7 protein-coding genes and 5 pseudogenes are annotated in these 11,989 nt (G+C 65.5%); 7 read left to right on the forward strand and 5 right to left on the reverse strand.

Annotated elements, in window-relative coordinates; translation table 11 throughout:
• Window positions 1-79: 79 nt before the first annotated feature.
• Window positions 80-2,164, forward strand: a complete 2,085-nt coding sequence (locus AC0QTQ_RS07210; protein ID WP_480258895.1) for a TonB-dependent receptor — start codon at window positions 80-82, stop codon at window positions 2,162-2,164.
• Window positions 2,165-2,261: 97 nt separating this feature from the next.
• On the opposite strand, the pseudogene AC0QTQ_RS07215 reads toward AC0QTQ_RS07210, so the two are convergent.
• Window positions 2,262-2,361 (reverse strand): annotated as a pseudogene (locus AC0QTQ_RS07215) (IS5/IS1182 family transposase); the annotation flags it as partial.
• 72 nt (window positions 2,362-2,433) lie between these two features.
• Between AC0QTQ_RS07215 and AC0QTQ_RS07220 the strand changes: the two are divergent.
• Both AC0QTQ_RS07220 and AC0QTQ_RS07225 read left to right on the forward strand, forming a co-directional pair.
• Window positions 2,434-3,081, forward strand: a pseudogene (locus AC0QTQ_RS07220) (transposase); the annotation flags it as partial.
• 163 nt (window positions 3,082-3,244) lie between these two features.
• A pseudogene (locus AC0QTQ_RS07225) lies at window positions 3,245-3,418 on the forward strand (IS5/IS1182 family transposase); the annotation flags it as partial.
• A 146-nt stretch (window positions 3,419-3,564) separates the two neighbouring features.
• Here AC0QTQ_RS07225 and AC0QTQ_RS07230 read toward each other — a convergent pair.
• Window positions 3,565-4,041 (reverse strand): annotated as a pseudogene (locus tag AC0QTQ_RS07230) (IS3 family transposase); the annotation flags it as partial.
• Between AC0QTQ_RS07230 and AC0QTQ_RS07235 the strand changes: the two are divergent.
• Window positions 4,042-5,032, forward strand: a pseudogene (locus tag AC0QTQ_RS07235) (IS481 family transposase); the annotation flags it as partial.
• Here the strand turns inward: AC0QTQ_RS07235 and AC0QTQ_RS07240 are convergent.
• Window positions 5,001-5,306 carry a transposase gene (locus AC0QTQ_RS07240; protein ID WP_480258896.1) on the reverse strand — a complete coding sequence of 102 codons (306 nt, stop codon included), beginning with the start codon at window positions 5,304-5,306 and terminating at the stop codon, window positions 5,001-5,003. The pseudogene AC0QTQ_RS07235 and the gene AC0QTQ_RS07240 sit on opposite strands and share 32 nt — an antisense overlap.
• A 609-nt stretch (window positions 5,307-5,915) precedes the next feature.
• On the opposite strand from AC0QTQ_RS07240, the gene AC0QTQ_RS07245 reads away from it, so the two are divergent.
• The gene (locus tag AC0QTQ_RS07245; protein WP_480258897.1) at window positions 5,916-6,752 is read left to right on the forward strand and encodes a protein NO VEIN domain-containing protein; all 837 of its coding nucleotides are present in this window, start codon (window positions 5,916-5,918) and stop codon (window positions 6,750-6,752) included.
• Between the two features lie 162 nt (window positions 6,753-6,914).
• Here the strand turns inward: AC0QTQ_RS07245 and AC0QTQ_RS07250 are convergent, their stop codons facing one another.
• A complete protein-coding gene (locus AC0QTQ_RS07250) occupies window positions 6,915-8,714 on the reverse strand; it encodes an NAD(P)/FAD-dependent oxidoreductase (protein ID WP_480258898.1) in 1,800 nt (599 codons plus the stop codon).
• Between the two features lie 139 nt (window positions 8,715-8,853).
• Window positions 8,854-10,596, reverse strand: coding sequence for a sigma-54-dependent Fis family transcriptional regulator (locus tag AC0QTQ_RS07255; RefSeq protein ID WP_480258899.1), 1,743 nt, complete (start codon window positions 10,594-10,596; stop codon window positions 8,854-8,856).
• A gap of 116 nt (window positions 10,597-10,712) precedes the next feature.
• Here AC0QTQ_RS07255 and AC0QTQ_RS07260 point away from each other — a divergent pair, with 116 nt between their 5' ends.
• Together AC0QTQ_RS07260 and AC0QTQ_RS07265 are read left to right on the forward strand one after the other, a co-directional pair.
• Window positions 10,713-11,519 carry an AraC family transcriptional regulator gene (locus AC0QTQ_RS07260; RefSeq protein WP_121531473.1) on the forward strand — a complete coding sequence of 269 codons (807 nt, stop codon included), beginning with the start codon at window positions 10,713-10,715 and terminating at the stop codon, window positions 11,517-11,519.
• A gap of 66 nt (window positions 11,520-11,585) precedes the next feature.
• Window positions 11,586-11,987 (forward strand): DUF2000 domain-containing protein, encoded by a 402-nt coding sequence (locus tag AC0QTQ_RS07265; RefSeq protein WP_480258900.1) that lies wholly within the window; start codon window positions 11,586-11,588, stop codon window positions 11,985-11,987.
• Window positions 11,988-11,989 lie beyond the last annotated feature (2 nt).

Consider the following 11,989-nt stretch of genomic DNA (forward strand, 5'->3'; position numbering starts at 1 on the left):
CCTGACGCGCCGCGCGCCGAGGCACGGACACCATCGCCAGCCGTTCCACGCCAGCCAGACACAACTTGAAGGATGAAACATGGAACAGCGGCACATCATCCGCCTTCTGGGCGGGGTGAGCATGGTTGCGCTTTGCGCGTTCTTTCCCGTCGCCGGGCAGGCGCAAGAAAGCACCTCGGACGGCTATTTCCTCGGCACGATCATCGTCACGGGCGACAAGATGGCCCGCAGCCAGCAGCGCACCTCCTCTTCGGTGACCGCGGTCACCGAGGGCGAGATTGCCTCGGCCAAGGGCGCGAATTCGGTGACCGACGTGGTCAGCGAGATGGCCAACGTCACCTATCCGGCCGAGGGCGGGCAGGGCGGCACGCCGACGATCCGCGGCCAGGACGGCGAGGGGCCGAGCTCGGGCGCGACCGCCTTCTTCGGCGGCACCAGCCCGCGCGTCGCGGTGAATGTCGACGGCCATTACCTGAGCTATTACGAACTCGTCTATTCCAGCGCCTCGATCTGGGACGTCGACACCATCGAGGTGTTCCGCGGCCCGCAGACGATCAGCCAGGGCGCCAACAGCATCGCCGGCGCCTTCGTCGTCAACACCAAGGACCCGACCTTCGAGCGCGAGGGCTCGATGCAGTTCGAATACGGGACGGGCAACCGGCGCCGGGCCTCGCTGATGGCCTCGGGCGAGATCGCCCCCGATCTCGCCGCGCGCATCGCGCTCGATTACACCGGGCGCGACAATTACATCGATTACGTCAACCCGTCCTTCTCGCTCGGCAAGACCGATCAGGACCTGTTCTCGCAGACGGCGCGGGCAAAGCTGCTGTGGAAGCCGTCCTCGATGCCGCAGTTCGAGGCGATGCTGACCTTCTCGCATGTCGACGGCAACCGCCCGACCTGGGAGGCGGCGACCGCGCCCTATGACGACTATGACAGCACCGCGCCCTCGAATCCGAGCTGGCGCAACATCTCGAACACCACGATCGCCGATCTGAGCTATGCCTTCGACAATGGCGTGACGCTGACCAACCAGCTGCAGTATTCGTCGCTCTTCACCCGACGGACGACCTCGCCGGTGACCTCGGGCAGTGCCGTGGTCGATCAGGAGACGGTGTCGAACGAGACCCGGCTGACCTTCGGCGACGAGCTGAGCGAATGGAGCGGTGTCGCGGGCCTGTACGCCTCGCATGTCGACAGCGACGAGCAGCTTCGGGCGGGCGGGGTGTCGAGCTTCGGGGACACCAAGGACAGCTTCGCGCTGTTCGGCGGGCTGAACTACCGGATCGACGATCGCTGGACGCTGAGCGGCTCGATGCGCTATCAGCGCGACCGGGTGCAGCGCAGCGGCACCAGCCCCTACACCAGCGCTGCCGTCGACTATGACGAAAGCTTCGACGCCTGGCTGCCCAAGCTGTCGCTGTCCTATGACGTCAACGCCGACACCACGGTCGGCGCGATGGTGTCCAAGGGCTACAACCCGGGCGGCGTCAGCCTTGGCCTGAGCTCGGGCGAGTGGATCACCTATAAGCCCGAAACCTCCCTCGATTACGAGCTCTTCGCCCGCACCCGCACGCTTGACGGCCGTCTCGGGCTGAGCGCCAACCTGTTCTACACCAAGTACCGGAACATGCAGCGCTATGTGACCTCGGAGCCGGTCGACGGCATCTTCGAGGCGGTGACGGTCAATGCCGAGAAGGCGAAGTCCTACGGGCTCGAGCTGGGCTTCGACTTCGAGGCGACCGAGGCGCTGAAGATCCGCGGCAGCATCGGTCTGCTCGAGACCGAGATCGACAAGTTCACGCAGGCGACCACGGACTACACCGGCAACGAATTCGGTCGCGCGCCGGGCCGCACGATCAGCCTTGCGGCGGACTGGAAGGTGCGCCCGGACGTGACGCTGAGTGGTGTGGTCCGCCATTCCGGGTCCTATTACTCGGACGACGCGAACCTCGCGGCGACCTTCGTGCCGACTTACACCGTCGCCAATGCGCGCGTGGTCTACGAGCCGCGCGACAATCTGCAGCTCTATGCCTATGTGAACAACATCTTCGACGAGCGGGCGGTGACCTCCTTGCGCGCCAGCCGCACGGTGTCGAGCGGCTATGAGGCGACGGTGGTCGAGCCGCGCGTGGTCGGCGTCGGCGTCAAGCTGGACTTCTGAGCGGGGTCAGAAAACCGCGTTCCGGGAAGCCCCGGGGCGCGTGCTCGTCGGCGTGGCGGCTTTGCGGATGTCTTGGGCCTTTCAGCTTGGTTCTACGGATCTGGCCCGCGGTTATGAAGAAGCGGATCGGACCCGGCGGCATCGGTGACTGCATGCGACTTGGTGTTCATGGTGCCTTGGCTTCGGCCGATCAGACACTGCCTTTGGGGGCTTTTCACATGTCGGTGAGAGGGATTCCGTTTGGAAAAACTGAGGGTTGGATCGTTTGGGTGGCAAAGCTTTACGCCACCCGCTACCCTACGACGAATTGGTCTGACTATAACGCTTCGCTGAAACGGTGCGGTTCGCTGTCAGTCTGGTTCGATCAGAAGATGACTTGGTACGCGAGGAGAAGCGGCAAGCGTGGCCATCCCGAGACTTCCTCTGACAGCACCATCCAGACCCGCCGCACGTTGAAGGCCCTGTTCGGCCTCCCGCTTCGCCGGAGTGAGCCAGTGAGGCGCCACTGGTCCGAGGCCCATGGTGAAGGGCATACGTTTCCGTGGTGACGGCGAATGGCTGGCATGTAAGCACGACTCGACGCGCAGGTGCGAATGTCGCAAGGCCCACCTGGCAATGGACACGGTCACCGGCGATATTCGCGCGGTCGAGTTCACCTCGAGCAGACAGGGCGATAGCCCCATCCTGCCGGAGCTGTTGTGGCAGATCCCTGACGGAGAAAATATCGACACGGTCACTACCGTTGGGGCTCACGATACAGGCCGTTGCCATGCGGCGATTCTCGAGCATGGTGGGGAGCCAATCATTCCTATCCGTCGCCATGGTGGAGCCTGGAACCCGATTTCCTTGCAGCAATCGCGCGCAACGAGATCCTGTCGGCGACACGAAACCTAGGGTGGTCGATATGGAAGAAATGGGCCGAGGCTGTGTCAAAACTCGATCGAACATGACCAGCTCTGGAATGATGTTCCACGGCAGGAGCGCCTGTGTGGTTTCGTTCCAATGCGGGCCGCCACAGGCAGATCAACAAGGAAACTGTTCTTCGCGAATTCGGGAAATCAGAGTTTTCACACAGCCTCGGCCGGCTACCACGCCCGAAGTCGTGTCGAAGTACAGATGAACCGCCTCGAGCTCTTCGGTGAGTGCATCATATCATGTGACCCCGACCACCAGAGCGCCGAAATCCAGATCTGCATCGCAATCATGAACCACCACTCGGCTCTCGGAAGGGCCGAGATCGAAGCTGTCGCGTGAAGCCGGCGAGGAAAGGGGACCGTCAACCTTGAAGCCGATTATTGTAACAAGCCCACTCGGAACGATAGCTTTGAAGAGGGGCGTTCTGACCACGAAAAACAGTGTTCTGAGCTACTCCCCGCAGCTTGGACAGATTTCCGGGTGATTTAAGCTACAGCCTGCACCTGCTGATCGGGTTCATTGCGGTTGAAGTAGACCACGGCGGGCGTTTGACCTCCATGGGCAGTGTGTGGGCGATGGTGGTTGTAGAAGGTGATCCAGCGCCCGATGCCTGTCCTTGCCTGCGATCCGGTTTCCCGGGCGTGCAGGTAGACGCATTCATATTTCAGGGACCGCCAGAGGCGCTCGATGAAGATGTTGTCGAGGCATCGACCCTTGCCATCCATCGAGATCCGGGGGCCGATGCGCTTCAAACGGTCGGCCCGGGCGAAGGACGTGAACTGGCTGCCCTGATCGGTATTCATGATTTGGGGCGGGCCGAACTTGTGGATCGCCTCGTTCAGCGCCTCGACGCAGAAGTCGGCTTCCAGCGTGTTCGAGATGCGCCAAGCCAAGACCTTGCGGGTAAACCAGTCCATGACAACCACCAGATAGAGGAAGCCCTTGCGCATCGGCAGGTAGGTATGGGACAAGTTCGTCACGGCTGCGCCACGACCACGCACGCGATCCGAGCAGCAATAATGAGGGCTGGCCCGCCACCGGTCCGAGGGCCTGCCCGAATGATCGCAAGCTTCGACCGCGGTGCTGAGCCGGGAGCTCGGGATCAATCCGAAGACGGTGGCCAAGTGGCGCAAACGCGAGACGGTGGAAGATCGCAAGACGGGGCCGAAAGAGCCGCGCTCCAGCGTTCTGAGCGAAGCCGAGGAAGCAATGGTTGTCGCCTTCCGGCGGCACACGCTGCTGCCGCTCGACGACTGTCTCTATGCCCTGCAGCCGACGGTCCCGCATCTGACCCGCTCGGCGCTGCACCGGTGCCTTCAGCGGCACGGCATCTCGCGTCTGCCCGAGGTCGACGGCGACAAGCCGAAACGGCAGCGCTTCAAGCGCTATCCCATCGGCTTCTTTCACATGGATATCGCCGAAGTGCAGACGGCCGAGGGCAAGCTGTATCTCTTCGTGGCAATCGACCGAACGAGCAAGTTCGCGGTCACCCAGCTCGTCGAAAAGGCTGACAGGCGGACAGCGTGGGAGTTCCTGGAGCACCTGCTGGAGGCTGTTCCCTACCGGATCCACACGATCCTGACCGATAACGGCATCCAGTTTGCCGAGCAGCCCCGCAACCGCAACACCGCCTATTCCCGGCAGATGCGCTTCGACATGATCTGTGACGCCAACGGGATCGAGCATCGGCTGACCAAGCCAAACCACCCCTGGACCAATGGCCAGGTCGAGCGGATGAACCGCACGATCAAGGAAGCAACGGTGAAGCGCTACAATTACGACAGCCATGATCAGCTGCGTACGCACCTTGCCGACTTCATGGCAGCTTACAACTTCGCCCGCAGGCTCAAGACACTCAGCGGCCTCACGCCTTACGAATACGTCTGCAAAGTCTGGACTTCAGAGCCGGACAGATTCATCGTCAACCCGATCCACCAGATGCCGGGACTGAACACTTTCGTGACAAAAAATCGTTGGCGACGGCCAGTTCCCCGATCTTTGCGTGCAAGGACCGGACCGTCTCCTCATCGACCTCGGCAGCCAGCGTTCTGCCGCCGCGCTCGAAGATGTCAGACGCCCCCTCAAGCAGCGCCTTCTTCCACTGATGGATCATCGTCGGATGCACGCCGTATTCCGCGGCCAACTCCGACACGGTGCGCTCGCCCTTCTCGGCCTCCAGCGCCACGCGGGCCTTGAACCCAGCGTCATGGTTCCTGCGTTTCTTCATGTCCTGATCTCCTCGTTCTTGGAGACCGGCAGACGTCAGATCGTAGCTTCCGTCACTGTCCGATTTTCGGGGGGTAGCTCACACCATGGGATCAAATACCTAATCCGAGTGAATTCCGCCAGATCATTACTCACCGCAAGAGGTTTTTTAATGCTACACAAACTGCTACGCAATTTGCTGCGCGATTTCTTTTTATTATATTGATTTTATTATTAAAATTATAGATATGCGGGCGATGTGGCGCACATCCCGTCCGCCACTTGCACAGTGCAAACCCAAAAACAGGTCCCTCGCGGGGCCTTTTTCTTTATGTGCCAAAGGGGTTTGCGGGGCCCATCCGCCCTTCGGAGATTGGCCGGCTGCGCGAGATCGGTCTCCGAACGCCCACCGTCTCTTTCCACCCCGCCCTTCGCTCTCGGCGAGACGGGTGAAAAATCCCCATACATTTCAATGAACTGGCGGGGTCGCGTTGCGCCCGTGTTTCGCTGGTTCCGGCTTGTCTCAAAGCCGACGGAGACGCGACACGGGCGGCATGGTCGTTGGTATGTCTTGGGAGTCTTGCGCGAAGTCTCTGATGACAAACGCAGTTTCGGCCCCTAGCCTGGCGCAATGTCAAACGGGGCCTGGACAGATCAAGAGAACGACCTGATCGTCGCGGATTACTTCGCGATGCTGGCCGACGACATCTCCGGCCGCCCCTACAACAAGGCTGAGCACCGGCGCGGGCTTCTGCCGTTGTTGAACGAGCGGTCCGAGGGATCGGTCGAGTTCAAGCACCAGAACATCAGCGCCGTGCTAAAGGGGCTCGGCGAGGCCTGGATCCCGGGTTACAAGCCTGCCTTCAATTTCCAGATGACGCTGGTGGATGCCGTGGCGCGTTGGCTGGCGCTGAACCCGGCTTGGCTCGGTCGCCATTCGGGCAACCGCCCGCCGACCGGCCTGGCCGAGCCCGCGCCGATCTGGATCGCGCCGCCGCCCACGCTGTCGAACCAGCCGCCGCCGCAGGAGCTGGAACAGATGCTGCACATCGCCCGCAAGTTCGATGTCGCGGCGAGAGACGAGCGAAACCGCGCCCTCGGCCGCGCCGGCGAGGAGCGCGTCCTGGCGCATGAGCGTGCAGCGCTGAAATTGGCGGGGCGCGACGATCTCGCGCGCAAGGTTCGGTGGGTGTCGCAGGAAGATGGCGATGGCGCCGGCTACGATATCGCCAGCTTCGCGCCGGATGGTCGTCCGCGCCTGATCGAGGTGAAGACGACGAATGGCTGGGAGCGTACACCCTTCCACATCAGCCGCAACGAGCTGGCCGTGGCAGAGGAGCGGCGTTCGGAATGGTCTCTGTTCCGGCTCTGGAACTTCGCACGAGAGCCAAAAGGGTTCGAACTGCACCCGCCGCTCGATGCGCATGTCTCGCTGACCGCGACCGCCTTTCAGGCAAGTTTCTATTGAGCCGTGTGAACGGCCCGCAGTCTCCCGGGCGCGGGACCCGTCATGCGGCTTTGCGGATGGGCCCCTTTACCGTGCCGTTGCCGGATCCACGCGCCCGGACCGTCCTGCTCCACAGCATTCGTGATCTTCCCGGCCCTTGCGAGCCGGGAATCGGGGCCGGGGTCAGGACAGGTGATGGACCTCCTGCAGCCCGTAGACCGGGGTGTCGAGCCCTTCCATCCGCGCCTTGAGCTGCAGCGCCAGATACAGCGAATAATGCCGCGACTGGTGCAGGTTGCCGCCCATGAACCACAGGTTCTCCTGCTGCGTCGGCTTCCACATGTTGCGCTGCTCGCCCTCCCACGGGCCCGGGTCCTTTGTCGTGTCCGAGCCGAGCCCCCAGACCTTGCCGACCCTGTCGGCGACCTCCTGGCTGATCAGATCCGCCGCCCAGCCGTTCATCGAGCCATAGCCGGTCGCCAGCACCACCAGATCTGCGGGCAGGCGCGTGCCATCGGTCAGCACCACCGCGTCTTCCTCGAAATGGTTGATGCCGCCCTTGGCAAGCTTCACCTCGCCATCGATGATCAGCTGGCTTGCGCCGACATCGATGTAATAGCCCGAGCCGCGGCGCAGGTATTTCATGAACAGCCCCGAGCCGTCATCGCCCCAGTCGAGATCGAAGCCCGCCTTCTCGAGCCCGGCATAGAATGCCGCGTCGCGTTCGCGCATCTTGTCGTAAAGCGGGATCTGGAACTCGTGCATGATCTTGTAGGGCAGCGAGGCGAAGATCATGTCGGCCTTTTCGGTGGTCACGCCATTGGCGAGCGCGTCTTCGGAATACAGCGCGCCAAGGCCGATCTCCATCAGGCTGTCCGAGCGCACGATATGGGTCGAGGAGCGCTGCACCATCGTCACGTCGGCGTCCCCCTCCCAAAGTGCTGCGCAGATGTCATGGGCCGAGTTGTTCGAGCCGATCACGACGGCCTTCCTGCCGGCCCATTCATCCGGCCCCTTGTGCTGCGACGAATGCTGGATCGTGCCCTTGAAGGTCTTCATCCCGGGGAAGTGCGGCATGTTCGGCTTGCCCGACATGCCCGTGGCCAGCACCAGCTGCGTCGGGTGCAGCGTGACCGGCGTGCCGTCGCGGTTCACCTCGACGGTCCAGGTGCCCGCCGCCGGGTCGAAGCGCGCATGCGTCACTTCCGAGCGCGACCAGTAGGGGATTTCCATCACCTTGGTGTACATCTCGAGCCAGTCGCCGACCTTGTCCTTCGGCGTGAACACGGGCCAGTTGTCGGGGAACTTGATGTAGGGCAGATGGTCGTACCAGATCGGGTCGTGCAAGCACAGCGACTTGTAGCGCGACCGCCACTGGTCGCCCGGCCGGTCGTGCTTGTCGAGAACGATGGCCGACACGCCCAGCTGGCGCAGCCGGGCGCCAAGCGCGATGCCGCCCTGGCCGCCGCCGATGATCACCGCATAGGGCTGGGTGGTGGTGCCAAGGCTCGCCTCCTCGGCCTCGCGCCGCTCCTTCCACGAGCTGCGGTTCTTCTGCGCCCCATGCTCGGCTCCCATCGGCCGGCGACGGCCGCGCGGCTCCTCGAACCCCTTCAGTTCCTGCAGCGCGGTCAGCAGCGTCCAGATCCGGCCATCGCGCAGCCGCATCAGGCCCCAGCCGCGCCCGGCCTGTGTCTCGAAGGTGATCCAGGCGGTGGTCACGCCGCCCTCCTCGGCGGGGAGCTCTCCGGTCTGGATCTGGAAATTGCCGATGCGGGTGTGGTCGAGCTGGCTGCGCAGCATGTCGGCGACGCCCGCCGGGCCCTCGACGGTTTTCAGGTTCCAGCTGACCGCGACGAGATCGCGCCAATAGCTGTCGGTGGCAAACAGCGCCGCGGCGCGGTCGATGTCGCCGCCCTCCAGCGCGGCGTTCAGGTTGTCGAGCATCTCCTGGGTCTGGTTGGCTGCGGTCGTATCAAGCATCGCGTCTCCTCCTCTGCGCGTGTCTTGAAGCGACTATCGGCGCGGGACGGACCTCCGATCCACGGGTTTGCGCGTTGCGGGGCCGGAAAAGCACGCGCCGCGCCGCGGCATGTTGCGCGCGCAACGGGGCTGCAACGGATCATGCCGGAGGGTGCAACCCGGCCGCCCGGATCCGGCGCAGGATGGTCGAGCGGTTGACCCCGAGGCGCCGTGCCGCCCGCGCCATGTTCCAGTCACAGGCCGCCAGCACCTGTTCGAGCGACTCCCGCGGCGCGGTGGCGGCGGGCGCGGCGTCGGCGCCGGGGGCGATCGCGGCGGGAAGGTCTGGCAGGTCGATCACCGGCCCGACACACAATGCCGCCGCGACGTCGAGCACCTGCTCGAGCTCGCGGATATTGCCCGGCCAGCTACGTCCCATCAGATCGGCCCGCGCCGAGGGCGAGAGCCGGATCGTGTCGGCCGCGTGCCGGCGCAGATGGCGCGTCATCAGCCAGTCGAGGTCGCGCCGCAGCCGGAGCGGCGGCACCGTCAGAACGCAGCCCGCGAGCCGGTGAAAGAGCGGGCGCGGCAGCCCGATCCGGGCGGGCTCGAGGCAGCTCGTCGACAGCGGGCGCAGCTGCGGTCGGCGATCGAGCAGCCCGCTCAGCGCGGTGGCGGTCTCGGGGCTCAGATCCTCGATCCGGCGTAGCACAAGGGTCGTCGGGCCCGCGACATCGAGACAGGCCTCGGCCAGCGCCTGCGCGCTCAGCCCGGCGCATTCGAGGCTGAGGAAGCCCTGCGCCTTGCTCGTCATGTGGATCGCGCGGGCAAGCCGGGTCTTGCCGGTGCCGGTCTCGCCGGTGATCAGCAGCGGCACGGCGCCGGGCGCCAGCCGCTCGGCCTGATCGAGGAGCCGCATCATCCCCGGATCGCCGCCGGTCAGCCCCGCGAGGGCACCGCCCTGACGCATCCGCTGATGGGGCTGGCGCGGCGCCTTCGGCGCGATCGCATGGCCGAACAGCGCCCCGCCGTCGGGCATCTCGATGATCCGCTCCTCGGTCGGGCGATCGCGCATCAGGTCGGGCAGGTCATCGACGCTGACGCCGAGCACCTCGTCGATCCGGTGGCCGAGGATCGTGCTGCCGTCCGGAAACAGCCGCCGCGCGGCCCGGGTATAGCCCAGCACCCGCCCCGCACCATCGAGCCGCACCGCCGCCTCGGGGTCGACATCGAGGAATTCGGGGCTCGAGGACAGCCGCAGCACCCAGTCCCGCGGGCTTTCGGCCATCAGGTTCGCCATCTCGACCCGCCGCGCCGCGGTGGTCACCAGGCTCATCGCGAGGTTCTGGCTGGTCTTCGGGGCGGGCGAGCGCAGCAGCGAGATGTCAAGGACGGCCGCCAGCTGCCCGAGGCTGTCGAAGATCGGCGCGGCGGTGCACGAAAGCGCGATATGCGCGTTGCCGAAATGGTCGTCCTGATGCACCGTCACCGGCTCTTGCGTGACGATGCAGGCACCGACGCCGCAGGTGCCGGCCAGATCCTCGGACCAGTTCGAGCCGAGATAGAGCCCCGCCGAGCGCAGATCCTCGGTGAAGAGATCATCGCCGAAGAAGTCGACGCAGACCCCCTTGGCATCGGTCAGCAACAGCACGTAATTCTGCCCTGCGACCTGGCGGAACAGCGACTGCAGCCCCGAGCGGGCGGCGGCGATCATCCATTCCGCCTGCTTGCGATGGTCGCGCAGCTCGGCGTCCGTGACGATATGGGCCGGGTCCGAGCGCATCGGGTCCATGCCGTAAAGCTCGACACAACGCCGCCACGAGGCGGAGACGAAACTGTCCCGCCCGGTCTGGCTGCCCTCCAGGACCCGTCCGATCTCCTCGACATGCCGTGCGGCTTTCATGGCGCGTCGCCTCCCGCGGCGACCATAGCACGGGACGGAGCCATCGCAGATGGGACAATGGTCGCAAGACCGCGGGCGATCTTCCGCCGCGGGGCGGTGAACGCTATACCACGCGGATGCAGCGCAACCGCTATCACCACCTGGGCTGGCTTCACGGCATCGAGCTTTTCGAGGCCGCCTTCAGCACCCAGACCTTTGCCCGCCATGCGCATGAGGGCTTTGCCATCGGCGCGATCGCCGAGGGGGCGGGGGGCTATCTGTGCCGGGGCGAGAGCATGGTCCTGCCGGCGGGGTCGCTCTCGCTGATGAACCCCGAGGAGCCGCACACCGGCTATGCCGCGTCCGGGCAGGTGCGCTACAACATGCTCTATGCCTCCGAGGCGGCGGTGCGCGCGATGCTGGGCCTGCGCGACCTGCGCGGCTTCGGGGACATCGCGCCGCGCGATCGCGGGCTTGGGCTGACGCGGGCGCTTGCCCGGCTTGCGCTGTGCCTGACCGCCCCGCAGGTGACCGACCGGCGGCTGGTGACCGGGGAGGCGGTGCATGCGGTCCTGGCGCAGGCCTTCGGCCATTACGGCCGCGCCGACCTGCGGCAGCCGGGGCGCGAGCCCGCCGCCATCCGTGCCCTGCTCGAGCAGATCGAGGCGGGCGTCGCGGCCGGTGCGGCGCTGGGGCTGACCGAGCTTGCGGCGGCGGTCGGGCTGACGCCCTCCTACCTGATCCGCGCGACCACCCGCGCCACCGGCCTGACGCCGCATGGCCATGTTCTGCGCGCCCGTGTGGCGCAGGCCCGCCGCCTGCTCCTGGACGGCACCCCCGCGGCCGAGGCCGCCATCGCCGCCGGGTTCTGCGATCAGGCGCATCTGATCCGCCAGTTCCGCCGTCACTACGGGGTGACGCCCGGGGCGCTGATCCGGCACTGAAGGTCAATTTCGTCCAAGACCGGATCGCGGGCGGGATGGCAGGGATGGGGCCGAAAGGACCCTGTCATGACCCTCAAACCCGTTCTCATTCTCGATGAAACCCTGCCCGTCGGCCTCAAGGCCAATTTCGCCGCCGTTCTGGGCATGAGCCTCGGGCAGCTGCGCCCCGATCTGGTCGGCGCGCCGACGCCCACGCAGGACGACGTGGCGCTGGCCGGGATCACCACGGTCGCGCTGCCGGTCCTTGGCGCCCCCGGTGCCGCGCTGCCGGCGCTCTTCGCCGCCGCGGCTGAGCTGCCGCTGCGGCTGGCCTATCTGCGCGCGGCCTTCGAGGCGCGCGATTACGCCGATTACACCGCCCGCATCGCGGCCGCGCCCCTGCCGGAACATGCGCCGCAGGCGATCCTGCTTGCCGGGCCGCGCAAGGCGGTGGACCGGATCTGCGGCCGTCTGCCGCTGCTGCGCTGACG

The sequence above is a fragment of the Paenirhodobacter sp. YD-8 genome (genome assembly GCF_056590935.1).